We start from the raw sequence: 24,070 nt of genomic DNA, 5'->3' as shown, positions 1-24,070 counted from the left end.
GTCAGGAGGCGAGGATCTTGTCGATCTTGGCGCAGGTGCCCTTGAGCGCCTCGGCCGCGGGCTTCTTGCCGGTGATGATGTCGTTCAGCGCCGGGCCGAGCCCGTCCTGACCGAGCACCGTGGCGAGCACGCCCTGCGGGTCGATGTTCGTACGGGCCAGCGGCCAGGCCGCGGGGTCGAGCTGCGCCTCCTTGAGGTGCTCGGGCTCGCCGGGCGCCTTCAGGAACGCGGGCCCCTCGGCGACCTTCTTGTACGCCGGGATCAGCCCCATCTGCTTGCCGGCGCCCTCGGTCGCCATGTACTTGATGAACTTCCAGGCGTTGTCCAGGTTCGGGGACTTGGCGTACGCGGCCCAGCTGTGCACCTGGATCATCGTCGCGTTGCCCTCGAGGCCCTTCGGCAGGGCGGCCATGTCGTACTTGAGCGACGGGTTCTGCTGCGCGGCGATCGTGACCTGCTCGTGCGAGCCCTGCTGCATCGCCACGTGCCCCTGGATCCAGCGCAGGTAGCCGGGCGTCTCCTGCTCCATCTGCGGGGTGACGGAGCTGTGGTCCTTCCACATCATGTCCTGCAGCAGCTGCATGGCCTGCGCGGTGCCGGGCTTCTCCAGGTCGCACTGGTCCCGCTTGTCGCCGCCGAGCACGCCGCCGCCGTACGCCCACAGCACCGGCCAGTAGCCCGGCTCGGACGGGATGGCGAAGCGGTTGTAGTAGCCCCACTGGACGACGTTCTTGGGATCGAAGTCCGGGCTGTCGGCGTTGTTGCCGTTGGCGTCCAGGGTGAGCTTGCGCGACCATTCGCGCAGGTCGTCGTAGGTGTAGTCGCCGTCGGCCGGCGGCTCTTTCAGCCCTGCCTTGGCGAACATCTCCTTGTTGTAGAACAGCGACTGGACGTTGTAGCCCATCGGCAGGCCGTAGAAGCGCCCGTCCTTCGCGGCCTTGTCCGACTGGATGACGACGGGGACGAAGTCCTCCTCCTTCACGCCGTCGGCGGCCATGCGGTCGGTCAGGTCGGCGAGCACGCCGTCGTTGGCCATCTGGTTGAAGTTCCAGGTGCCGGTGACGAGCACGTCCGCCATGTTGCGGCCGGCGATGAGCGTCTTGCACACGGCGTAGTCGGCGCCGCAGTCGGTCCTGTTGAACTTCAGCGTGATGCCCGGGTTGGCCTGCTCGAAGCCCTTGGCGGCGGCCTTGATGCTGTCGATGTCCTCGTTGACGCCCCACACCGCGATGGTCAGCGTGTTGGACTTCTCCCCCGAGGACGCCGCGGTGTTGGAGCAGGCGGTCACGGCGGTTATCGCCGACATGGTAAGGCAGATCGGTATCAGCCGTCGAGAGATGCGCATGGAGCCCTCCGGGAGGCCGCGATCGGGGTTTCTGAAGTGTTTCGCGGCTATTGCGAGCGTTTTTACCACGTGGCCTGCCACGTGGTAAAGGCTACACTTGTGCCGTTACGTAACATCGGAAGCGGACAGAGGCGGGGATGACGGTCACCCAAGCGGACGTGGCGGCCCGAGCGGGAGTCGCCCGCAAGACGGTCTCCAACGTGATCAACAACTACCCTCACGTCAGCGACGACGTGCGGGCCCGCGTCCTCGCCGCCATCGAGGAGCTCGACTATCGCCCCAACCACGCGGCCCGCAGCCTGCGCAGCGGACACAGCCGCATCATCGGCCTGGCCGTCCCCGAGCTCGACGTCGCCTACTTCTCCGAGCTGGCCCGTCTCGTCGTCGAGGTGGCCCAGAAACGCGGCCTCACCGTGATGATCATGCAGACGCTCGGCGACCGCGACCGCGAACTCGCCGTCGTCAACGGCACCTCCACCCAGTTCGTGGAAGGCCTCATCTACAGCCCCGTCGCCCTCGGCGGCGCCGACCTCGAAGGCCGCCGCGACCGCACCCCGATCGTGCTGCTCGGCGAACGTTCAAGCCAGGGCCTCGTCGACCACGTCGGCATCGACAACGTCGCCGCCGCCCGCACCGCCACCGAACACCTCATCGAGATCGGCCGCCGCCGCATCGCCTTCATCGGCTCCCAGCGCGCGGCCACCTCCGAAATCGCCCAGCTCCGCACCGCCGGCTACCGCCAGGCTTTGGAGGCCGCCGGCCTCAAGGTCGAATCCCGCCTCATCGTGCCCACTGCCGGATACCACCGCAAAGACGGCATGCTCGCCACCCGCAAGCTTTTGCAGCGGACCGGCCCGCTCCCGGACGCCCTCTTCTGCGCCACCGACCTCCTCGCCCAGGGCGCCATCCGGGCCCTCCTCGAACACGGGCTGCGCGTACCTGAGGATGTGGCCGTCGTCGGCTTCGACGACATCGACGAAGGCCGCTACAGCACCCCCACCCTGACCACCATCTCCCCTGACAAACGCCAGATCGCCGAGACCGCGGTGGATCGGCTGCTGGCTCGGGCGCAGAGCAAGACCGACCTGCCCGTCAACGACACTGTCACCGGGTCCACGCTGGTCGTGCGGGAGAGCACGGTCGGGCGAGCTTCGTCCGGCTGAACGCGTTCGGCGTACCGGCGGGTGTCACGACGGTGCCCGCCGGATGACCATTCGTCTTAGCTGCTCCCCATACGGAGCGCCCGGCGCTGGGTTGCCCACGGCAGACGTCACCCGTCGAGGCGAGGGTGTACGGCTGTCGCTTTGATCGACCCAAGCGCAAAGAGGCGGCACGTGCCAGGGCTCTCACTTGGCTGGTGCGGGAACTGCCGTATGAGGTTCGCTCTGTCGTGCTCGCCGAGCGCGAGGCAAACCAGGACTGGCATGATCGTCGGGTTCTGGGCGGTCTGGCGCGCCGACCGCCGCGGTTTGAATACGGACATGCCGCAGTCGCGAAGGAGTCTCTTCTCTGGGTGGCGGACGTAGTGGTGAGTGGTGTGGCGAGAGCGCTCGCGCGAGACGAGGACCCCTGGGCTGTCGGCCTGGGAGTGGTCCTCTCACATGTGGGCTGCGAGCCCGCATGACGTCTGGATACGCGAAAGCCGGGCCACCACCTGCGGAGGTTGACCCGGCTTCACTTCGTAACCCCGAGTGGATTACGCATCACTCATCGTATGCGATGTTGGCTGCCTGCCAAGTCGCGATCCGTCATTCAGAGCCAAGGCGATGTCTCACTGCAGCGGGATCAAGCCCGTGCTCCGGCCGCGGTCGCCGGATCCCCCAGCGGCGTCAGGAGATAGGTGAGCCCTTGAGGATGACCGTGACGGCAGGGATGGGCATGACTCCTAGCCGGTCAGTTTTGCGACACCGGTGCGGCGGTCAGCGGTGCTGCCAGGGCCGGGTGAACCCGCCCTGGCTCGATTGTGGTGATCGTGTGGGTCGCGACGCCGTTCTCGACGAACGGGTCCTCGGCGCTGATTCGATCGATGGTCTCGCGGTCCACGCCGTGCGCCAGGATGGCTCCGCCCTGCGAGGACGGCACCATCGGCCCCGAGACGAGGAAGACGCCGTCCGCGTGGTGCCGTTCGAGATATGCGACGTGATCGCGAACGAAGGGAGCGGCGTCTTCCTCGGAGCCGGTGTAGGAGACGATCACCACGTGCGGCATGCCGTAATTCAAGCAGCCCGGCCGGCCAGGAGGTGGGCGGTGATGGTCGCCAGGCGCTCGCCCTGGTAGCGGGCGGCCGCGAGGGTCTCCTCCGAGGGAGCGCCCGCGCCGCCCGGGTGGGCGGTGCCGTACGGGTTGCCGCCCGCGGGGTAGACCACCGGGTCGGTGTAGCCGGGCGAGACGATGATCGAACCCCAGTGGTGGAAGGTGTTGTAGAGGGCGAGGATCGTCGACTCGTTGCCGCCGTTGGCGTTGTGGGCGCTGGCGAACCCGGTGGCGGGCTTGTTGGCCATGACGCCCTGCTGCCAGATCGGGCCCGTGGTGTCGATGAACTGCTTGAGCTGCGCGGCGATGTTGCCATAACGGGTCGGCGAGCCCAAGGCGTAGGCGTCCGCCCAGACCAGGTCGTCCAGCGTGGCGACCTCCACGTGCTTGGTGGCCTCGACGTGTTCGCGCCAGGCCGGGTTGGCGTCGATGGCGGCGTCGGGGGCCAGCTCGGGGACCCGGCGCAACCGGACCTCGGCGCCGGCCTTCTCCGCACCCTCGGCGATCGCCGTGGCGAGCTGGTGGACGTTGCCGGTGGCCGAGTAGTAGATGACGGCGATCTTGACACTCATGGTGACGTATCCTTCGAAGCGACGATCAAACGGATAGCTATCCGGTTCCATGGCAGTAAATCGGATAACAATCCGGTTCGCAACCCGGGGATTGGATCTCCCGTCCGGTAGCCTCGGGACATGCCCCGCATCGAGCTTCCCGTCACCGGACAGGTCGCGCCGGAGCGCGCGGACGCCGCCCGGAACCGGCGGAAGATCCTCGACGCGACCGCTCGCCTGATCGCGGAGCAGGGTCCGGCGGCCGTCACCATGAACGCCGTGGCGCACGCCGCGGGCATGGGCGTCGGCACCGTCTATCGCCGGTTCGGCGACGTCAGCAGCCTCCTGTTCGCCGTGCTCGACGACGGCGAGCAGCGCTTCCAGCAGGCGTTCATGACCGGTCCGCCGCCTCTAGGCCCCGGCGCCCCGCCCGCCGAGCGGCTCCGCGCATTCCTCCACACGGCTGCCGACCGGATCATCGAGCAGGGCGAGATCATGGCGGCCGCGGAGAAAGCCTCACCAGGGGCCCGCTATCAGAGCGGCGCCTACCGCACCATGCACACGCACGTGTCCATGCTGCTGCGCGAGATGAAACCCGAGGCGGACCCCGCGGTCCTTGCCCATCTGCTGCTCGCGCCGTTCGCACCGAGCCTGTTCGCGCACCTCACCACGGAGCTCGGAGTGGCGAAGGAACAGATCAAGGCCGGCATCGACAGCCTGCTCGATCTGGGGCCGCAGAGGACTGCCGCCCGCGCTGTCGAGACGACCGAGGCGTGACGAACCAGAGGCCCGTGCCGTACATGGCCGGCCCGAGCACGATGAAGGCGGCGGCCACCGGATAGCGCGGCCCGGGCGGCATGTACGCGACACCGGACAGCGTGGCCCGGGCCGCTTGTACGCGGGCGCTTCGCGGGTGCCCTTCACAGGGGCGCTTCGCGGACCCTTTCGCGGGTGTGACTCGCAGGCATCCGGAGCAGGCATGCATGCCCTTCGGAGGCGCCCTTCGTGGGTGCCTCTCGCAGGCATCCGGGGGCAGGCGTACGCGGGCCCGGCGTCAGGCGGGGGCGTCGAGGCGGGCGATCTGCTCGTCGTCGAGCTTGACGTCGGCGAGCAGCTCCTCAAGCTGGGCGACCGAGCTGACGCCGACGATCGGGATGATGCCCTGCGCCCGCAGCCAGGCCAGCACGACCTGGTTGCGCGTCGCGCCGAGCTCCCCGGCCACCTCGTCCAGCACGGCCAGCCGCCGCGTGGTGCCCGGGTGGTCGTAGTGCTCGGGCAGCGGCTTGCCGGCGTACGCGCCCGCGAGCAGTGAGGTGTAGACCCACAGCGTCAGGTCGCCCTCGGAGCGCACGTAGTCGAGCAGCTCCTCGGTGACCTGGGTGTGCCCGCCCTCGGGCAGCCGCACCCCGGGCCGGGGACGGAGGTAGGAGTGGCGCAGCTGCACGTGGCTGTAACGCGTGGCCCCACGGGCCGCCGCCAGTGAGCGGGCCCGCTCCAGCCGCCACACCGCGTGGTTGCTCGCGCCCACCTCCTTGGCCTTGCCGGCGAGCACGAGCTCGTCGAAGGCGGCGATAGTCTCCTCAAGCGGCGCGGACCTGTCGTCGATGTGGGCCCAGTAAACATCGACGTGATCGATGCCGAGACGTCGCAGGCTGCCGTCGATCGCGGCCCGGATCACGCCGGCGGACAGGCCCTCGGCGGCGTCGAGCGTACGGGCGCCTGGCACGGACGGGCGGGCGCCGCACTTGGTGCTGATCACCACCTGGTCCCGGTTGCGCCGGGAGGCGAGCCACCGGCCGATGGTGGTCTCGCTCTCGTCACCGGTCGCGCCCTCAAGCCAGAACGGGTAGTTGTTGGCCGTGTCGAGGATCGTTCCGCCGCCTTCGACGAAGCGGTCGAGGATGGCGAACGACGTCGCCTCGTCCACGGTGGTCCCGAAGGGGATCGTCCCCAGAGCGATTCTCATGCCGACCACCTTGCCGCCTGGAGCGCACTCCAGCACAAGCGGCTTTCACCGGCGGCGGGTGAGGGCCTTGCGACCGCGCGCCACGATCGTCTCGACGTCCGTCAGGTCGCTCATGTCGTGGGCCCTGGCCAGCGCCTCCTTCGCGGCGTCGTAGGCGTCGAGGACCGCGTTCCAGTCCACTTCGCCGGTCCGGTCCGACACGCTGTCGATCTCCTCGCCCAGCCGGGTGACGTTCTCCTCCTGGACGCGCCTGGCCTCCTCGAACCGGACCGCTCTCTCGGCGGCCTGCTCCCTGGCCGCTCTCCTCCGCCGCACCTTCGCCGTGGTCACCCCGGCGGCGATCCAGAAGACGGTCAGTCCGGCGATGCCGAAGAAGATCAGCCAGCCGACGGACATGCGGCTGGAGGACCCTGACAGGTCGATGTCCTCGGCGAAGTCCTGGTTCAGCCCGGTGACCTCGGCGCCCTCGAAGGTGGCGCCCCGCAGCTCAGCGTCGCTGAGATCGGCGTCGGTCAACACGGCATTGCGGAAGACTGCGTCCCGATATGTGCCGTGGTGGAGGTATGCCCGGTCCATCCTGGCGCCGGTGAAGTCGGCCTGGTCGGCCGTGACGCTGGTCATCTCCGCGTCACGGAGGTCGGCGCCGGCCAGCCTGGCCCGGGTCAGGGTGGCGCTGCCGAGCGCCGCGCCCGACAGGTCGGCCCCCGACAGGTTCGCCCCCGCGAGGTCGGCGCTGCTCAGCTTGGCCCGCCACAGCCGCGCACCCCGCAGGTCCGCGCCCTTCGCGGAGCGGAGGCTCGCCCCGGCGGCGGAGACGTCACGGAGGATCGCCCGGTCGAGCGTGACCCCCGTCAGGTCGACGCCGTCGAGCTTGGCGCCGGTCAGGTCGGCGCAGCTCAGGTCGTCGGGGAAGTCCGCCACCGAGGTCAGGTCCCAGCCACGGTAGTCCTGCCCGCTGCCGGGCTTGCACGCCCGGTCCGGCGCCGGCAGGAACCGGGGGACTCCCTTGCTCCCGGTGAGCCGGGCGTCCCTGACGTCCCGCAGGTCGGCCCCGGTGAGGTCGGCCCCCCGGAAGTCCGCCCCGGTCATCACCGACTCGTACAACTGCGCGCCGCTGAGATCCGCCTGCCGCAGGACGGTCCTGATGAAGGTGGCGCCGTAGAGCCTGGCCTTCGGCGCCTTGACCCGGGTGAGGTCGGCCCGGCGCATGTCCGCGCCGTAGGCGGCGGCGTCGGTCAGATCGACGCCGACCAGCTTCGCGTCGTCGAACTGCGCGTCGTACGTCTTGGCTCGCGCCATCGTGGCCCCGCTCAGGTCGGCCCCCTCGAAGTGCGCGTAGTAGGGCGAGGAGTCGTCCATCGTCGCCCCGCGCAGGTCGCTGCCGCGCAGGTCCGCGTAGTAGAGCTCGGCCTCGGACAGGTCGGCCTTGCGCAGCCTGGCCCCGGCCATCTGCGCGTACCCGAGGTGGGCCCCCTTGAGCGAGGCACCGGTCAGATCGGCCCCGACGAGCGGGACCCGGACGGTCAGGCCGTCGAGCCTGGCGCCCCGCAGGTCCGCGCAGGACAGGTCGGCGGGCAGCGTCATCCGGGTGAGGTCCCGGCCGGCGAGATGCGGGCCGCTGCCCGGACGGCAGGGGGGGCGGTCTGCGGGCGTCGCCGCGGCGGCCGGGACCGCCGGGACCGCCGGGACCGACAGCAGAACCGCGGCGGAGAGGGACACCGAAGCGGCGATCGAGCGGGGGATGCCGGGCATTTCTCACTGGCTCCATCGGGGACGCCGCCCGGACGCTCCCCGGGGAGACGCGGGCACCGGATCGTAGGTGGCACGACCCGTTATAAATCCCCGGCTTGCGATCCACTTGCGAAGCGCCTACAGAACACGCGATGTGCCAGGATCAAAGGCGTGGCCGAGTACACACCTGGACAGGTCGTCGAGGAGACCGGTTTCAGCCTCGACACCCTTCGTTACTACGAGCGGATCGGGCTGCTGGAGCCGATCGGCCGTAACGCGGCGGGCCAGCGGCGGTTCAGCGACGACGACGTGAGCTGGCTCGGCATGGTCCGCTGTCTGCGCGACACCGGCATGCCGATCGCCGAGATGCTGCGCTTCGCCCAGCTCGTACGGCAGGGCGAGCACACCATCGCGGACCGGATCGCACTGCTGGAGGAGCACGACCGGAAGGTCGAGGCCCAGATCGCCGACCTGAGCCAGAAGCAGGGCGCGATCCAGCGGAAGATCCAGTACTACAAGGACGTGCTCACCATGCGTGACATGCTCCCCGACCGCGAACGGGCCTCCTGACGACCCCCGCGCCACCGCCCGCGCCTGCCTGGCCCGCGCGTCACCGCCCGCGCTGACCGGCCCGCGCCCGCGTGGCGCGCGTCTGCCTGGCGCGCTGACCGGCCCGCGCGTCACCGCCCGCGTCTGCCTGGCCCCCGCGCCACCGCCCGCGCCTGCCTGATGCGCGCGTGACCATCCGTGCCCGACCATCCGCGCGGACCGGCCCGCGCCCGCACCCGCTCGGGCCGCGTCTGCCGGGTCTGCTCGTCGTGAGCGGGCCCGGCAGGGCGGATCGAGCAGGTGACTCGAGCTGGTGACTCGGGCTGGTGACTCGGGCTGGTGACTCGGGCTGGTGGCCCGAGCCGGTGGCCCGAGCCGGTGGTTCGGGCCGGTGGCTCGGGCCTGGTGGCTCAGGCCGAGCGGTAGGCCTCGGCCTGGAGGTTGTAGAGGTCGGCGTAAAGGCCGTCGAGGGCCATCAGCTCCTCATGCGTGCCGTGTTCGCGGACCTTGCCGTGGTCGAGCACGTAGATGCGGTCGGCGTAGCGGACGCTGGCGAGGCGGTGGGTGATGAGCAGCACGGTCCGGCCGTCGGCGTGCTGCCTGATCCGCTCGAACAGCGCGTGCTCCGCCCTGGCGTCGAGGGCGGCCGTCGGCTCGTCGCAGATCAGCAGGGGCGCGTCCCGGTAGAACCCGCGGGCCACCGCGATCCGCTGCCACTGCCCGCCCGACAGCTCGTGGCCGTTCTTGAACCGCCGGTCGAGCAGCGTGCGATAGCCGTACGGGAGCTCGGCGATGACCTGGTCGGCGCCGGCGACCTCGGCGGCGCGGGTCACCTCGGCCTCGCCCTTCTCCATGCCCATCGTGATGTTGTGGCGGGCGGTCAGCGGCCACCGGGTGTGGTCCTGGGCGATGACCGCGATCCTGCGGCGCAGGCTGTCGGGATCGACCTCGGCGAGGTCGACGTCGTCCCACCGGACGCGCCCGCCGTCCGGCTCGTAGAGGCCCGCGAGGATCTTGGCGAGGGTCGTCTTGCCCGAGCCGTTCTCGCCGACGAGGGCCACGACCTCCCCGCGCTCGATGCGGACCGACACCCCGCGCAGGGCGGGGGCCGGCGCGGCGGGATAGGAGAAGGTGACCTCCTCGACCGTGATGCGGCCGAAGTCTTCGGGGGCCGTTCCGTCGCGGAGCGGCCGGATGCGGCGCTCGGCGTGTGCGGCGAAGTCCAGGAAGTCGGTGAAGTAGAGGCCCTCCTCGTAGAGCCGGTTCGTCGCGTACATGAAGTTCGACAGCGAGGTCTGCCCGGACCTGATGGCCAGCACCGCCGTGCCGGCCACCGCGAGGGGCACCGCGCCCGCCGCGAGCAGCAGGCCGAGCGCGACGTAGACCAGGCCCTGCCCGAGACCGCCCAGCGCCTCCCCGAGGACGCGGGCGACGGTCTGCCGCCGCGCGAGGTCGAGCATGACCCGCTGCTCGCCCCGGGCGACCGCGTCGAACATCCGCAGCAGGAAGCCGCGCATGGTGAACGTGCGGACCTCGGCCGCGGTGTCCTTGTCCGCCAGCAGTTCCTCGATGATCCACTTGCGTCGCCTGGCCGGGACGAGCACCAGGGCGGTCGTGTAGCGCATCCGCGCGGCCCGTACGGCCGCCCAGGCGGCGGGGACGACGGCGAGCAGGAGCAGCGGCAGCAGCACGGGGTGCAGCACGCCCAGCACGCCCGCCGCGGCCACGATGCCGACCAGTCCCGTCAGCGTGTCGATCGCGGTGCTCACGACCACCTCGGCCACCTGCATGCCGCGCATGCGGGCCCGCTGCAGCGCGTCGTGGAACTCGGGATCGTCGAAGCAGACGAGGTCGACCTGGCTGGTCAGCGTGTAGAGGCGCTCTTCGGTGATCCTGCTGACCTGCGGTTCGAGCCGGGACTGGGCCCAGCCCGCGGCGGCCTGCAGGGTCGTGCGCGCGACGGCAGCCAGGCCCACGAGCAGCAGGCTGGGCAGCGCGGCCCGGATCCGGTCCGGAGTCGGGCCCGACTGGAAGAGCGCGGTCAGCACGCCCGTCGTGGCGAGCAGGCCGAAGGCGGTGAAGACGCCGCCGAGTGTGCTCAGCGTGACCGTGGCCACGGTGTCGCGGGGACTCGCCTCCCAGGCGATGCCCAGCGCCTGCCGGATCAGCCGGGGCAGCCGCCGGGCGACCGTGAGGAAGCCGAGCCCCGCCATCGTGCCGTAGTGTCGCGCCCATTGCGGAGATTCGACGTCCGCCATGTCCGGCAGGTCGTCCTCCGACAGATGATCAGATCCCCCCTGGTGTGTGACCGTCATGCCTGCAGTGTGAGCGCGCGAGCCGACAATTTCGCGGGCCACGGTCGCGCCGATCGCTTTGACGCACGTCCCTAACACCACGCCATGGCCCGGTATGCAGAGACGTTATCTGCACAAACTTGACGACGTGCCGGTGAAAGTGGGTTGATTGGGGCCTGCTGACAACGTTGTCAGCCATATGTGTCTTCGGGGGCCCGAAATCCTCGTGAATAGGCTGAAGGGAATGTTGCGATGAGACGACGGTGGATGGCGGCCGTCGCGGTCTCTGTTGCAGGTCTGCTCACTCTTTCCGCCTGTGGCGGCGGTGACAAGCAGGAGGGCGGAGGCGGCCAGGCCGCGAAGAAGGTCGAGGTCTTCTCGTGGTGGACGGGTCCCGGTGAGGCCGACGGCCTCAAGGCGATGCGTGAGATCTTCGCCAAGCAGAACCCGAACTTCGAGTTCTTCGACGCCGCCGTGGCGGGTGGCTCGGGCGACCAGGCCCGTGCGCTGCTGTCGAGCAAGCTGCAGGCCAACCAGCCCCCGGACACCTTCCAGGGCCACGCCGGCGCCGAGCTCCAGGGCTACATCAAGAGCGGCAAGCTTGAGTCGCTGAACTTCCTGTACGACGAGCTGAAGCTCAAGGAAGTCTTCCCGCAGCAGCTCATCGACCAGATCTCGGTGCAGGGCCAGGTCTACTCCGTGCCGGTGAACATCCACCGGTCGAACGTGCTGTGGTTCAACCCCTCGGTCCTCAAGGACGCCGGCATCGACGGCGCTCCGAAGACCATCGAGGAGTTCATCACCGACCTCGACAAGGTCAAGAAGGCCGGGAAGATCCCGCTGTCGATCGGCTCGCAGTGGACCCTGGTGCACCTGCTCGAGTCCGTGTTGCTCGGCTCGCTCGGCACCGACGCCTACAACGCGCTGTGGACCGCCAACGCCGACTGGTCCAACGCGAACGTGACCAAGGCGCTGGAGAACTTCAAGACCATCCTGTCGTACGCGGGCAGCCCGCAGGACGACTGGCAGCCGGCGGCCAAGCAGGTCGCCGACGGCGAGGCGGCCTTCAACATCATGGGCGACTGGGCCTACGGCTACTTCCACAACCCGCCTGAGGGCGGCCTCGGCAAGGAGTCGCACAAGGACTTCGACTGGGCCGCGTCGCCGGGCACGGACGGCACCTTCATGTGGCTGTCCGACAGCTTCACCCTGCCGAAGGGCGCGCCCAACCGCGACGGCGCTATCGCGTGGCTGAAGGTGGCCGCAAGCAAGGAGGGCCAGGACGCCTTCAACCCGCTGAAGGGCTCGATCCCGGCCCGCAAGGACGCCGACCAGTCCCTCTACAAGGACTACCTGTCGTGGGACCTGGAGCAGTGGGCGAACGACAAGCTGGCCGGCTCGATCCAGCACGGCGTGGTCGCCAACGACCAGTGGCGGCAGGCCATCACCGACGCGGTCGGCCTGTTCCAGCAGGACAACGACGTCGCCAAGTTCCAGCAGGCGCTGGTCGCGGCGGCCAAGAACAGCGGCCAGTGAGCTGATCTCCTCGTACGGCCCACGCTGGGTCCACATCGGCGTGGGCCGTACTTGACTTCTGAGAGGTACAAGTGACGCGGGTGCGCAGATGGCTGCCCGGGCTACTCCTGGTGTCGCCGTCGATCATCCTCATCGCGGTCTTCGTGTACGGCCTGCTGGGCTGGAACTTCAAGCTCGCCATGACCGACAAGCACGACGAGATCGCGGAGATTCCCGGCAACTTCGTCGGGCTGGAGAACTTCACCGGCATCTGGAGCGAGGAGCGCTGGGGCCTTTCGGTCCGGCACGCGATCGTCTTCACCCTGGTCTTCGTCGGCGGCGCCCTCGTCCTCGGCTGGTTCCTCGCCTTCCTGATGGAGAAGGGCATCCGGGCGGAGAGCGGCTTCCGCGCCGTCTACCTGTTCCCGATGGCCGTTTCCTTCATCGCCACCGGCGTGGTCTGGCGGTGGCTGATGAACAGCGCGACGGGTGAGCATGCGGTCGGGCTCAACCGGCTGTTCCACTATGTGGGGCTCGATTTCCTGCAATGGCAGTGGTTCCGTGATCCCGACTGGGGAATGGCCGCCATGGCGATTCCGGCGATCTGGCAGATGTCCGGATACATCATGGCTTTGTTCCTCGCCGGATTCCGGGGCGTGCCGGAAGAACTGCGCGAGGCCGCCCGGGTGGACGGCTGCAGTGAGTGGGGGGTCTACCGCCACGTGGTGCTGCCGATGCTGCGCCCGGTGACGCTGTCCGCGCTGATCATCCTCGGACACATCTCGCTGAAGGTCTTCGACCTCGTCGTCGCGGTGTCGGGCAAGCAGATCATCACCGACGTGCCCGCGACGTTCATGTGGACGGCCGTCTACGACTCGCACGACCCGGCCAAGGGTGCGACGATCGCGTCCTACATCGTGCTGTCCGTCGCCGTCTTCGTCGTTCCCTACCTGATCTGGGACGCGCGTAAGGGGAAGCGCTCATGACCGCGCACGTCGCCGAGAGGGCCCCGCGTACGGCGCCCGCCGCCCCGGCCCGCGACAAGGGCCGGGCGGGCAGATGGGTGCGGCTCGTCCTGCTCCTGTTGTTCGTCCTGGTCTTCCTGATCCCGGTCTACGTGCTGCTGGTCACGAGCTTCAAGCCGCTGACCGAGGCCGACCCCACCCAGGCGTGGAACCTCCCCAAGGTGTGGACGACCGAGGCGTGGAGCGTCGCCTGGGAGAAGCTCGAACCCGGCATCGTCAACAGCTTCCTGCTCGCGGTGCCCGGTTCGCTGATCTCCGCCGCCCTCGGGGCGCTGAACGGGTATGTGCTGTCGAAATGGCGCTTCCCCGGCGCCGACGTGCTGTTCACGCTGTTCCTGTTCGGCATGTTCATCCCCTACCAGGGCGTGATGATCCCGCTGGTGCAGCTCATGGTGAACGTGGGCGACGCCCTCGGCATCCAGTTGTACGGCGGCATCCCGGGCCTGGTCCTCGCCCACGTGGTGTACGGCATCCCGATCTGCACGCTGATCTTCCGCAACTACTACGTCACGATCCCGGATGAGCTCATCGAGGCGTCCCGCGTCGACGGCGCGGGGATGCTGCGGACGCTCTGGTCGATCGTGCTGCCGGTCTCCGGCCCGGCGTTCGCCGTGGTGATCATCTGGCAGTTCACCTCGATGTGGAACGACTTCCTGTTCGCGGTCTTCCTCACCGGGCCGAGCTCCTGGCCGACCACGGTCATGCTCAACAACATCGCGGGCGCGGTGACCACGCCGTACAGCCAGCAGATGGCGGCGGCGATCCTGGCGTCCATCCCCACGATGATCATCTACGTGCTGCTCGGCAGGTTCTTCATGCGCGGCCTCATGGCGGGCGCGCTCAAGGGCTGAGTCCCAAGGGTACGGATTCACGGGTCGAGGCGGCCGGCCACCAGCGCGCCCCGAGAGGGGTGCGCCGATAGAGGACCTGCCGCCCGACCCGGGCGCCGGCGACCGGCCTGGTGGCGGGCGGGATGCTCCTGCTGCCGCTCGCCGACCGGTGGCGACCGCGGGCCCTCATGGTCGCAGGCGACCTCCTGAGGGTGCCACGTGTCTGGTGCTCAGCGCCGGCGACCTGCGTGGTGATCGGCGGGGCGATCTACGGGGCGACTTGCGCGGCTCCCTGCGTGGTGATCGGCGGGGTGATCCGGGCGGTGATCCGCGTGGTGGTCCGTCGGGGCGGGTCAGCCCGCCGCCCGGAGAGGGGGGCGCTCGCCCGAGCCCCGCGGAACCAGCCGCGTAGCCAGCTCGATCCTGCTGGTCGGCTCCTCGTTCCCGGCCAGGCGCATGAACAGCAGGTCGGCGGCCGTACGGCCGAGCCGGGCGGGATCCTGGGCCACCACGGTGATGCCAAGCAGGTCGGCCAGTTCGAAGTCGTCGAACCCCACCAGGGCGAGGCCGCCCGCGGCGCCCGCGTCGGCGGCTTCGGTGAGCGCCGCCAGCGCACGCAGGATCGCCACCGTGGTCCGGCCGTTGCCGGCGAACAACGCGGTCGGCGGGTCGGACGCCGTGAGCAGCCGCGTCAGGTCGGCCCGCATCCGCGCCGGGTCCGGCGGCCCCATGACCACCAGTCCCTCGTCGTACGGCAGGCCTGCGGCGGCCAGCGCCTGCCGGTAGCCGCGCAGCCGTTCGACGGCGGTGAAGATCCCGGGGGCGTCGCCGAGGAAGGCGATGCGGCGGTGGCCGTGCGTGATCAGATGCGCCGTGCCCGTACGGGCCCCGCCCACGTTGTCGCACAGGACGGTGTCCGCCTCGCATCCCGCGCCCGGCGGCCGATCGGCGAAGACCGCCTTGATCCCGGCGTCGAACTCGGGTGCCAGGTAGCCGTGGTCGTTCCCCGCAGGCACGATGATCAGCCCGTCCACGCGGCGGGCGCAGAAGGCGAGCACGAGATCGCGCTCCCGGTCCGCGTCCTCCTGGGACGAGCCGGTGAACAGCAGATAGCCGTGGTGCAGCGCGGCGTCCTCGACGGCGCGGTTGAGGCTGGAATAGAAGGCGTCGGCCACGTCTTCGATGACCAGGCCGATGCTCGCCGTACGGCCCCGGCGCAGGATGCGCGCGCTGTCGTTGCGGCGGTAGCCGAGGCGCTCGATCGCCGCCAGCACGCGGCTCGCGGTAACGGCGTTGACGCCGGGCTCGTTGTTGACGACGCGGGAGACGGTCTTGAGCGCCACGCCGGCCGCGGCGGCCACGTCGTTCATGGTCGGACGGCCGCGTCTCGTCTCTACCACGGAGGGATCATCTCCCATTTCACGGCACTAGACAACGTTGTCAGTGTTCTGGTGAGAGTTGGTCGCTTTTGTGGAGATCTGAGGGCGCTTTGCGGGGTGTCTTGGGCGCGCGGAGGTGTGTTCACCTGATGTGTCCCCGGGATGCCCCGTTGGACTGCTGCTGGGCTGTGCCCTTGCCGTGCCCCTGGTGTGCCCTGTCATGGGCTGCCGGGCAGTGCCGTGCTGTGCTCCTGGTGTGCCCTGCCATGGGCTGCCGGGCTGCGTGCGCCTCCGGTGGCGCGCAGGTCGGCCTCGATCCTGGCGGCGGTGGCGAGCAGCGGGGGGAGCAGGTCGCGGCGGGCGGACTCCACGGTGGTGCGGCTGGCGTGCGAGGAGATGTTGACCGCCGCCACCACCCGGCCGCCGTGGTCCCTGATCGGCGCGGCGATGGAGCGCAGCCCTTCTTCCAGTTCCTGGTCCACCATCGCCCAGCCCTGGGTCCGTACGAGGTCGAGCGCCGCGCGCAGGGCGACCGGCGAGGTGGTGGTGTGGGAGGTCAGCCGTTCCAGCCCGGCGCGGGTGAGATAGGCGTCGAGCTCCTCAGGGGGGAGCCCCGCGAGCAGCACCCGGCCCATCGAGGTGCAGTAGGCGGGGAAGCGGGTGCCGATCGCGATCGTCACCCGCATGATCCGGGCCGTCGGCACGCGGGCCACATAGACGATGTCGGTGTCGTCCAGCACGGAGACCGAGGCCGACTCGTGCACCTCGGCGACGAGCCGTTCCAGGTGCGGCAGCGCGACCTCGGGCAGGGAGAGGCTCGACAGGTAGGCGTAGCCCAGCTCAAGCACCCGGGGCGACAGCGAGAAGAGCCGCCCGTCGGTGCGCACGTAGCCCAGGTCCGCGAGCGTCAGCAGGAACCTGCGCGCGGCGGCGCGGGTGAGACCGGTCTTGCGGGCCACGTCGCTGAGCGTCAGCTCCGGGCTCGCGGCGTCGAACGCCCGGATCACGGCCAGACCCCGGGCCAGCGACTGGACGTGCTCCTCCGCCATGACCGCCCACCTCCCGACCGCACCCTAGCGCCGGCCGACGGCGGCCGGGATAACGGGTCGCGGGATGGACCCGGGGGATGAGCCCGGGGACGAGCCCGGGGGACGAGCCGTGGGACAGGTGTGGGACGGGCGGAAAGCGGGTGGGGCGCGACACCGGCCGGTAGGGTTTGGCGAATGATGAGCGGGATCAAGGCCAATCGGGGCAATCTGCTGCTGGTAGGCGGTTTCGTCCTGGCGGCGCTCAACCTGAGGCCCGCTCTCGCGGGTGTGTCGCCGCTCCTCCCTGCCATCATGCGGGACCTCGGTCTCAGCCCCGCAGGTGGCGGCGCCATCACCACGGTGATGGTCGTATGCCTCGGTCTGCTCGCCCCGGTCGCGCCCGCGCTGGCCACCCGTATCGGGCTGGACCGCACGCTGCTGGCCGGTCTGCTCGTCCTCGCCGCCGGTGTCGCGCTGCGCAGCGCGGACGGTGTGCCCGCCCTGTATTGCGGTGCCGCCCTGGCGGGCACGGCCATCGCCGTCATGAACGTCGTCATGCCCGGCCTCGTCAAGCAGCACTTCCCCGGCAGGGTCGGGCTCTTCACCGGCCTGTACGTCTCGGTCATGGTCAGTGGGGCCGCGATGGCCTCGGCGGCGATGGTCCCGCTCGCTGGACAGGTCGGCTGGCGGGTGGCGGCGGGGTCGCCGGCCCTGCTCGCGCTGGTGGCGGCGGCTCTGTGGTGGGTGGCACGCGGGAGGACGGCCCGGCAGAACCCGGCGAGCGCGGCCGGCCAGGACCCGGCGACGACGACGGCGGTGACCGCCCATCCTCGTCCGGGCGGCCCCGGCCATCGGCCGTACGCGACCCTGCTCCGGGCGCCGGCGACGTGGGCGGTGATGGCGTTCATGGGCCTTCAGTCGCTGACCTTCTACATCGTGCTGGCCTGGCTGCCCACCGTGTTCCAGGCCGCCGGCCTGCCCGCGGACGAGGCGGGATATCTGCTGGGCCTGACGAACCTCGTGCAGATCGCCGCCGCGCTGCTCGTCCCCCTGCACGCGGGCCGGGCCCGATCCCAGGCGCCGCACGTGGCCGTGGCCGCGCTGCTGACCGTCGGCGGATATCTGGGCGTGCTGCTCGCGCCCACCACCACGCCGTGGCTGTGGATGGTCGTCCTCGGGCTCGGCCAGGGGGCGTCGATCGCGCTCGCCCTGCTGATCATCACGTTGCGGGCGCCCGACCCGGCCTCGGTGACCGCGCTGTCGGCGGTCGCCCAGTCGAGCGGCTATGTGCTGGCCGCGGTCGGGCCGCTCGCGTTCGGCCTGCTGCACGAGCTGTCCCGTGGCTGGACCGTGCCCCTGCTCGCCGGGCTGGGGGCCTGCGTCCTCCAGTTGGCGTCGGGTGTGCTCGCCGCCCGCCCTGTGCCTCTGCAGACGGGGCAGCCGGAACGGGCGGCGTAGTCAGCGCGGCAGCCGTTCGAGGTCGATGGCGATGGGGAAGGGGGAGTCCACCGAGAGGCGGCCGTGGTGGACCCCGGTCATCTGATATCCGGTGCGGTCGGCGTCGAGCTCGAAGGAGTAGACGAACGGCCGGAAGCCGGTGCTCTCGACCCGCCAGAAGTGGGGGATGCCGGCGGCCGCGTAGTGCCGCGGCCGCATGTCGCGGTCGGATCCGGCCGCGTCGGGGCCGACGACCTCGATGACCAGGCGCACCTCTTCGGCGAGGTAACAGGTCCGCCGGTCGTCGGAGGCGGCGAGGTCGTCCACCAGCGACACGTCGGGACGGGCGCGCCGATCGGGCCCCAGCAGGACGTCCATCCGGCTGACCGCCACCAGGTCACCCGGGACCTGCGCGTTCAGCGCCGTGCGCAGGCCGTACGTCATGCGCTCGCGGAACCGGGTCTGGGGGCCCGAGGAGAGGAGGCCGGCGTCGGGGTGATCGGCGCCAGAGTGATCGGCATCAGGACGATCGGCGTCGGGGTGGCCGGTGTCGTCCTCGCCGGCCCGCCGCTCGTCGGCGAGGGGGCGGAGCCGGGAGAGCCGATCGGAGACGCCTCCGGCCCCGCCTCCCGGGCGGGGCTGGAGCCAGTCATCGAGCACGCTGGTCATGGCAGAAGCCTAGCGTCACCGTCTGTGATGAACGAATTACTCGCGTGACACTAAGCCGGGTCGAGCGGGCGCAATTCGTCGGCGTACCCGACCGAAAGACGCCGCATGGTCCCGTCCTCGGTGATGGAGTACTGCCCCATGCGCCACAGTGGTGGCGAGTACGCGTGGATCGAGACGGAGCCCGGCGCCTCACCGGTCAGCCGGTGGATGTGGTCGGGCCCGAACGAGAAGGCGTCGCCCTCCACGACCCGCGTCTCCAGGTGGACGCCGCCGATGCGCGGGTTGCACTCCTTCAGCTCGCCGGCCACCACCTTGACCGCGCCGGAGGAGACGTCGTGGTCGTGCCAGCCGGTGTCGTCCCCGGGCCGCCAGCACAGCAGCCACACGTCCACGTACGAGTCACGGTGCAGCGAGACGTAGTGGCGTCCCCCGTCCTCCGCGCCTTCGAAGCTGAGGTGGTGACGCCACAGCTCGGGCCGGGTGGCCAGGTCCTCGACCAGGGCGAGCAGCTCGCGGCGGTCGAGCGCGCGGGCGGGCAGGTCGTCGAAGGGGGCTGCGGGATCGGCGGGGGGGGCGCACAGTGCGCCTTCCTGGATCGTGGGCGTGCTCATTGGTGCGACTCCTTCCGGGACAGCAGGCGGCCGGGGTTGGCCACGCGTACGGCATGATCGATGGCTCGTTGTGCGGGGTCGCCGGGGTCCGGCCACGCCGATTCGGCGTACGGCTGGTCGCTTCCGGCGACGAGGACGTCGATCCCGAGCTCGCGGATGACCGCGTCGGCGGCCCGGGGGCCGTAGGACGACGTCTCGAGGAACAGATCGGGGTCCACCAGGCCGCGACCGGCGGCGCCCCGGGCCAGCTGGCGCTCCCGATGCAGCGGGGCCAGCCCGGCCAGCAGCGCGAAGCACACCTTCAGCCGGGGATGCCGGGGCCGGCCGAACGCCTCGAACGCGTACCAGGCGGCGTGCATCTGCTGCACGTACGGCACGACGGCGGCCCACCAGGCGGGGCCGGACGCGGCGGTGGCGGGGCCGGGGTGGACGAACAACGGCAGGCCGCGCTCTTCCAGCACGTCGAGCAGCGGGGCGACCTGGGCCAGCCCCCGGGCGTCGCCGAGCGCGGTCGCCGGAAGCTGCAGCCCGGCCATGGCGTCATCGAGGTCGAGGGTGTGCGAGAGCCGTAAAGGATCGGGGTCGGTCACCGGGGCGGCGGCCCAGGCCCCGAACGGCGCGGGCAGCGCGCGGGCGTCGGCGTGGTAGGCGTCGATGAGCGGCCACGCCTCCTCGGGCGGCAGGTGCTCGATCCCGAGCGGGCTCGACAGGGAGACGAGGGCCAGATCGAGGTGGGCGTTGCGCTTGCGCCGGAGCTCCACGTCGTGGTCGGCCGGATCCACCTCGTACGGCGGTTCGCCGTCGAGGACGAGCGTCCATCCGTCCAGGAACGGCGGGCGGGTGCGGCGGCGCAGCGCGTCCACCAGGGACGGCGTCCACAGGTGCTGGTGCACGTCCACGCTCATCGGCCGGTCCTTTCGGGAAGTACCAATTCCCTACTCAGAATACATGCTTTGCGCATGGATGTGACCCAGGGGCGGGTGACGCACCCGCCCCTGAGCTGGTCAGTCGTCGCCGAGGATCATGTTGAGGACCCAACTGATCACGCCGACGACGATGGCGCCCCAGAAGGCGGCCAGGAACCCGTCGACATTGAAGGGGAGGTGGAGCTGCTCGGCGAGCCAGCTCGTGAGCAGCAGCAGGGCGGCGTTCACCACCAGGGCGAACAGGCCGAGCGTGAGCACGTAGAACGCGCAGCCGATCGTCTTGATGATCGGCTTGATGACGGCGTTGACGAGGCCGAAGATCAGCGCGACCGCGAGGAGGGTGCCGATCTGCTTGGCGGTGGAGCCGGCGCTGACGGTGATGCCGTCCACCAGCTTGGTGGACGCCCACAGGGCCGCGGCCACCACGATGATCTTGAGTAGGACCTTCACCTCAAGAATCCTTCCACGGCGCGGCAAAGAGTGCGCGGTTCACGTGTGGCCGGAATGGGCGATCCGCGCCGATGGCGGGAAGGAGCTGCGCCGATGCCGGGAGGTGGCAAAAAGCCTGTCCGGGTTTGGCGGTCTTTCTTCCGCTTCGGGGGTATGAGCGGCAAACCTGGGGGAAACCGACGAGTTGGGGGTGAGGTCGGATGGACGTGGAAGAGCTCGAGTCGCTCCCCGCGAAGGAGCTTCACGACCGTGCCGTGCGCTACGCCGTACGGCACGGCGACCTGGGATTCCTGTGGGATCTGCTGAAGGTCATCCCGGCGGCCGAGGCCGCCAGCGGCAACAGTGACGAGACCGCGAACGACCTCAGCAGAGTCTCGGCGTTGCTCAGCGACGCGATCGGGGCGGGTGAGGGCGAGCTCGGCGACGCGCTCCGGCCGGTGTACGTCGAGTATCTGTCCAAACACCCCGACGCCTGAGTATCAGGACAAACGCTAAGCAACTTCTCATCTCCGCACGTCACAATGATGGCGTGGTCAAGACACAGGTGCTGGTCGTCGATGACGAACCCGAGGTCCGTGACGCGATCGCGCGAGCGCTGCGCGTGGAGGGGTACGGCGTGGCGACCGCCGGGGACGGTATGGGCGCCCTCGACGCCATCGACGGAGCGGCGCCCGACCTCGTGGTGCTCGACGTGCTCATGCCGGGCATGAACGGCATCGAGGTCTGCCGCGCCCTCCGCGGCGACGGCAACCGGCTGCCCGTCCTCATGCTGACGGCCCTGGACGGCATCGGCGACAAGGTGGCCGGTCTCGACGCGGGCGCCGACGACTACCTGGTGAAGCCGTTCGCGCTGGAGGAGCTGTTCGCCCGGGTGCGCGCCCTGCTGCGCCGCACCGCACCACCCCCGGAGGCCGGGTTCGCCGACCTGGTCCTGCTGCCCGACAGCAGGCAGGCCCGCCGCGGCCGGCGGCTCATCGACCTGACCAGGACCGAATATGCCCTGCTCGACCTCCTGATCCGCAACGGCGGCCAGGTGCTGACCCGGCAGCTCATCCTCGAACGCATCTGGGGCTACAACTTCCGGCCCGGGTCCAACCCGCTGGAGGTCTACATCGGTTACCTGCGTAAGAAGACCGAGGCGGGGGGCGAGCCGCGGCTGATCCACACCGTCCACGGCCTCGGGTACGCGCTCAGGGAGCCCGCCGCCGGGGAGGCTCCATGAAGCTTGGCTGGCGGCTCGCGATGGCCTCCGCGCTGGCCGGCGCGGTGAGCGTGATCGTCGTGATCGTGGCCGCCTACGTCATCACCTGCCGCCGGGTCGACTGGGCGATCGACCATTACGGGACGTACGAGAGCTACGGAGGCTACGGCGACCCGCCTCCCAACGGCGTGCTTGCCGCCCTCGCCGACGTGGACGACCTGGGCTGGCCGTTCTTCGCCGTGGCACTCGGCGGCCTGGTGCTGTCGGGGGCGCTCGGCTGGCTGGCCGCCCGCGCGGCACTGCGTCCGGTCAACGCGCTCAAGGACGCGGCGGGACGGGTGGCGACCACCCGCGACCTGACCACCAGGATCGACGTGACGGGGGACGACGAGCTCAGCAGCCTCGCCCGCAGCTTCAACACCATGCTCGACGCCCTGGAACGCTCCGCGAAGTCGCAGAAGCGCCTCGTCGCCGACGCCTCCCACGAGCTGCGCACCCCGCTCACCGCGCTGCGGACCAACATCGAGCTGCTGATGAGAGGCGACCTGCCGCAGGAGGTACACGACGAGGTGAGCCGGGCCGTGATGAGCGGCCTGGAGGAGCTCACGGCGCTCGTCTCCGACGTGGTCGAGCTGGCCCGCGACGAGGAGCCCGCCGTACTCGTGGAGAACGTCCGCCTCGACGAGCTCGTGGAGCGGGAGGTCGCCAGGGCGGCCAGGCACTGGCCGTCGACCGCATACTCGGTCTCGGCGGAGCCGACGGTGGTGCGGGGCGTGCCCGACCGGCTCGCCCGGGCCGTCGCCAACCTGCTCGACAACGCGGCCAAGTACAGCCCGTCCGGCGGCCTGGTCGAGGTGTCGCTGCGGGGCGGCGTGCTGACGGTGCGCGACCACGGCCCCGGCATCTCCCCGGATGACCTGCCGCACATCTTCGACCGCTTCTACCGCGCGCCCTCCGCGCGGGCGCTGCCCGGATCGGGGCTGGGCCTGGCCATCGTGGGCCAGGTCGTGGACAGCCACGGCGGCAGCGTGTCGGCCAGTGCCGCCCCCGGCGGCGGGACGCTCGTACGGCTGGCGCTGCCAGTAGGGTGAGGTCATGGGCTCTGTACGCGTCGAGCGGACCGACAACGGGTTCGTCGCCCGCAACGAGCGCGGCGCCGAGATCACGATGGGCTCCGGTGACGGCCTGTTCAGCCCGGTGGAGCTGCTGCTGGCCGCCGTCGGCGGGTGCAACATCATGACCGTCGAGCCGCTCACCGCCAAGCGCGGCCACCGGCTCGTACGGCTGGCCGTCGAGGTCTCCGCCGAGAAGGAGAGCCCGACGCTGCTGCGCTCGGTCACCGTGACGTACGACGTGGAGCTGCCCCCGGGGGACTCCGGCGAGGTCTTCGAGGCCGTCGCCCGGCGGGTCCACGAGCGCCACTGCACGGTGAGCCGGTCGCTGCAGAAAGGCACCGAGGTCAAACTGGACCTCGGGAGGTAGCACGGGCGGCCAAGGCCTGCCCGGATGTAGGCCGGAAATCAACCTGCCTATGACGAGTTCATGACAGGGCCCCTTGTAGTGTTGAAGCAAGTCCTCAGGGAGAGGACGACAGACTTTCTCGATAAAGGACGCGGATGGGGGAACCGTGTCCGGAAAGCGGGGGACCCGCCGGTGCCTTTGGGGAGGGCATTCCTGGCGGAACCGCTTTAATCCGGAGCCGGGCAGTTGGGGGACTGCCCGGCTCCGGCATTTCCAGTGTTCTCTACCCGTTCTCCTCCCGTCCGACCCCTCGCCGGCCGTCGCCGCTGTGGACGTGGCCGTCCCCTCGCCGGCCATCGCCGCTGTGGACGTGGCCGTCCCCTTGCCACTCCTCCCGCCGTCGCCGTCCCTTTGCCGTCGTCGCCGTTGCCGCCCTCCCACGATCCCCCTTGCCATCCCTCCCTCCCCTTGCCCCCGCCGTGGCCGTCGTCCCGCGGTCCCCTTGCCGCCGTCGCCGTTGCTGCCGTGGCTTTGGCCGTTCCCTTGCCACTCCCTCCCGCCGTCGCCGTCCCGCCCTCCCGCCATCGTTGTCGCGTCGCCGCGAGCGGGCCGTTGGCCCGGCCACGCTGGGCGAGTCCGGACCCCCTTGCCGTCCCTCGCGTGTGGGGCAGGAACGTCAATGGATAGCACGCCAGCCGGGTCGTGAGCCGTACAGGCTGGACAGCGGGCCTCGTGAGCAATGCTTAGAACCTGTGGATCTTCAGGGAAGGGGTGTACCTTCCCGATGATCATGTAGGTCTCATGCATGACCGACGCGCCAACGTCGGTCGGGAAGGCACACCCGTGCTC

The 24,070-nt window shown here is 70.3% G+C and carries 23 protein-coding genes; 11 read left to right on the top strand and 12 right to left on the bottom strand.

Annotation, left to right across the window (positions count from 1 at the left end):
* Position 1 precedes the first annotated feature (1 nt).
* Positions 2–1,306 (bottom strand): sugar ABC transporter substrate-binding protein, encoded by a 1,305-nt coding sequence (locus FLV34_RS19980; RefSeq protein ID WP_187280673.1) that lies wholly within the window; start codon positions 1,304–1,306, stop codon positions 2–4.
* A 176-nt stretch (positions 1,307–1,482) separates the two neighbouring features.
* Between FLV34_RS19980 and FLV34_RS19975 the strand changes: the two genes are divergently transcribed.
* Positions 1,483–2,508, top strand: a complete 1,026-nt coding sequence (locus tag FLV34_RS19975) for a LacI family DNA-binding transcriptional regulator (protein ID WP_142646001.1) — start codon at positions 1,483–1,485, stop codon at positions 2,506–2,508.
* Positions 2,509–3,238: 730 nt separating this feature from the next.
* Here FLV34_RS19975 and FLV34_RS19970 read toward each other — a convergent pair.
* Together FLV34_RS19970 and wrbA are read right to left on the bottom strand one after the other, a co-directional pair.
* Entirely contained in the window at positions 3,239–3,553 is a 315-nt protein-coding gene (locus tag FLV34_RS19970) for a YciI family protein (RefSeq protein ID WP_147943774.1), read from the bottom strand.
* An 8-nt stretch (positions 3,554–3,561) separates the two neighbouring features.
* Positions 3,562–4,170, bottom strand: a complete 609-nt coding sequence (gene wrbA, locus FLV34_RS19965; RefSeq protein WP_147943773.1) for an NAD(P)H:quinone oxidoreductase — start codon at positions 4,168–4,170, stop codon at positions 3,562–3,564.
* A gap of 120 nt (positions 4,171–4,290) precedes the next feature.
* On the opposite strand from wrbA, the gene FLV34_RS19960 reads away from it, so the two are divergent.
* A complete protein-coding gene (locus tag FLV34_RS19960; protein WP_142645999.1) occupies positions 4,291–4,926 on the top strand; it encodes a TetR/AcrR family transcriptional regulator in 636 nt (211 codons plus the stop codon).
* Positions 4,927–5,203: 277 nt separating this feature from the next.
* Here the strand turns inward: FLV34_RS19960 and FLV34_RS19955 are convergent, their stop codons facing one another.
* Positions 5,204–6,115, bottom strand: coding sequence for an aldo/keto reductase (locus tag FLV34_RS19955; RefSeq protein ID WP_142645998.1), 912 nt, complete (start codon positions 6,113–6,115; stop codon positions 5,204–5,206).
* Between the two features lie 45 nt (positions 6,116–6,160).
* Positions 6,161–7,867, bottom strand: coding sequence for a pentapeptide repeat-containing protein (locus FLV34_RS19950; protein WP_261985842.1), 1,707 nt, complete (start codon positions 7,865–7,867; stop codon positions 6,161–6,163).
* Between the two features lie 150 nt (positions 7,868–8,017).
* On the opposite strand from FLV34_RS19950, the gene FLV34_RS42565 reads away from it, so the two are divergent.
* On the top strand, positions 8,018–8,416 hold the full coding sequence (locus tag FLV34_RS42565; protein WP_260617145.1) for a MerR family transcriptional regulator: 399 nt from the start codon (positions 8,018–8,020) through the stop codon (positions 8,414–8,416).
* A 389-nt stretch (positions 8,417–8,805) separates the two neighbouring features.
* Here FLV34_RS42565 and FLV34_RS19940 read toward each other — a convergent pair whose 3' ends face one another.
* Positions 8,806–10,710 carry an ABC transporter ATP-binding protein gene (locus FLV34_RS19940; protein ID WP_147943770.1) on the bottom strand — a complete coding sequence of 635 codons (1,905 nt, stop codon included), beginning with the start codon at positions 10,708–10,710 and terminating at the stop codon, positions 8,806–8,808.
* 231 nt (positions 10,711–10,941) lie between these two features.
* Between FLV34_RS19940 and FLV34_RS19935 the strand changes: the two genes are divergently transcribed.
* The 3 genes from FLV34_RS19935 to FLV34_RS19925 all read left to right on the top strand — a co-directional run bounded on the left by FLV34_RS19935 (position 10,942) and on the right by FLV34_RS19925 (position 14,080).
* Positions 10,942–12,225: an ABC transporter substrate-binding protein gene (locus FLV34_RS19935; RefSeq protein WP_142645994.1), complete on the top strand. Its 1,284-nt coding sequence runs from the start codon at positions 10,942–10,944 to the stop codon at positions 12,223–12,225.
* An 80-nt stretch (positions 12,226–12,305) separates the two neighbouring features.
* Positions 12,306–13,190: a sugar ABC transporter permease gene (locus FLV34_RS19930; protein ID WP_315985204.1), complete on the top strand. Its 885-nt coding sequence runs from the start codon at positions 12,306–12,308 to the stop codon at positions 13,188–13,190.
* Positions 13,187–14,080, top strand: a complete 894-nt coding sequence (locus tag FLV34_RS19925; RefSeq protein ID WP_142645992.1) for a carbohydrate ABC transporter permease — start codon at positions 13,187–13,189, stop codon at positions 14,078–14,080. The genes FLV34_RS19930 and FLV34_RS19925 overlap by 4 nt, the downstream gene beginning before the upstream one ends.
* Positions 14,081–14,412: 332 nt before the next feature.
* On the opposite strand, the gene FLV34_RS19915 is transcribed toward FLV34_RS19925, so the two are convergent.
* Positions 14,413–15,459, bottom strand: coding sequence for a LacI family DNA-binding transcriptional regulator (locus FLV34_RS19915; protein WP_261985841.1), 1,047 nt, complete (start codon positions 15,457–15,459; stop codon positions 14,413–14,415).
* 197 nt (positions 15,460–15,656) lie between these two features.
* Complete coding sequence (locus tag FLV34_RS19910) at positions 15,657–16,487, bottom strand: IclR family transcriptional regulator (RefSeq protein WP_147943768.1); 831 nt, start codon at positions 16,485–16,487, stop codon at positions 15,657–15,659.
* 174 nt (positions 16,488–16,661) lie between these two features.
* Here FLV34_RS19910 and FLV34_RS19905 point away from each other — a divergent pair, with 174 nt between their 5' ends.
* Positions 16,662–17,924: an MFS transporter gene (locus FLV34_RS19905; protein WP_261985840.1), complete on the top strand. Its 1,263-nt coding sequence runs from the start codon at positions 16,662–16,664 to the stop codon at positions 17,922–17,924.
* On the opposite strand, the gene FLV34_RS19900 is transcribed toward FLV34_RS19905, so the two are convergent.
* From FLV34_RS19900 to FLV34_RS19885, 4 genes are all read right to left on the bottom strand, one after another.
* Positions 17,925–18,572 (bottom strand): Uma2 family endonuclease, encoded by a 648-nt coding sequence (locus tag FLV34_RS19900; protein ID WP_147943767.1) that lies wholly within the window; start codon positions 18,570–18,572, stop codon positions 17,925–17,927.
* 50 nt (positions 18,573–18,622) lie between these two features.
* Positions 18,623–19,183 carry a cysteine dioxygenase family protein gene (locus tag FLV34_RS19895; protein WP_147943766.1) on the bottom strand — a complete coding sequence of 187 codons (561 nt, stop codon included), beginning with the start codon at positions 19,181–19,183 and terminating at the stop codon, positions 18,623–18,625.
* A complete protein-coding gene (locus FLV34_RS19890) occupies positions 19,180–20,088 on the bottom strand; it encodes an amidohydrolase family protein (protein ID WP_142645987.1) in 909 nt (302 codons plus the stop codon). Before FLV34_RS19890 ends, FLV34_RS19895 begins: the two co-directional genes overlap by 4 nt.
* Positions 20,089–20,187: 99 nt before the next feature.
* On the bottom strand, positions 20,188–20,559 hold the full coding sequence (locus tag FLV34_RS19885) for a phage holin family protein (protein ID WP_142645986.1): 372 nt from the start codon (positions 20,557–20,559) through the stop codon (positions 20,188–20,190).
* A 200-nt stretch (positions 20,560–20,759) separates the two neighbouring features.
* Here FLV34_RS19885 and FLV34_RS19880 point away from each other — a divergent pair, with 200 nt between their 5' ends.
* From FLV34_RS19880 to FLV34_RS19865, 4 genes are read left to right on the top strand one after another with little or no spacing between them, the layout of a single operon-like run.
* Positions 20,760–21,035 carry a hypothetical protein gene (locus FLV34_RS19880; protein ID WP_030505988.1) on the top strand — a complete coding sequence of 92 codons (276 nt, stop codon included), beginning with the start codon at positions 20,760–20,762 and terminating at the stop codon, positions 21,033–21,035.
* Positions 21,036–21,088: 53 nt separating this feature from the next.
* On the top strand, positions 21,089–21,781 hold the full coding sequence (locus tag FLV34_RS19875; RefSeq protein WP_142645985.1) for a response regulator transcription factor: 693 nt from the start codon (positions 21,089–21,091) through the stop codon (positions 21,779–21,781).
* Positions 21,778–22,851: a HAMP domain-containing sensor histidine kinase gene (locus tag FLV34_RS19870; RefSeq protein ID WP_147943765.1), complete on the top strand. Its 1,074-nt coding sequence runs from the start codon at positions 21,778–21,780 to the stop codon at positions 22,849–22,851. The genes FLV34_RS19875 and FLV34_RS19870 overlap by 4 nt, the downstream gene beginning before the upstream one ends.
* 4 nt (positions 22,852–22,855) lie before the next feature.
* The gene (locus FLV34_RS19865) at positions 22,856–23,242 is read left to right on the top strand and encodes an OsmC family protein (RefSeq protein WP_142645983.1); all 387 of its coding nucleotides are present in this window, start codon (positions 22,856–22,858) and stop codon (positions 23,240–23,242) included.
* Positions 23,243–24,070 lie beyond the last annotated feature (828 nt).

It is taken from the genome of Microbispora sp. CSR-4 (genome assembly GCF_008033685.1).
In the GTDB taxonomy this organism is placed as follows: Bacteria; Actinomycetota; Actinomycetes; order Streptosporangiales; family Streptosporangiaceae; genus Microbispora.
This window is presented reverse-complemented; position numbering and strand designations above follow the sequence as displayed.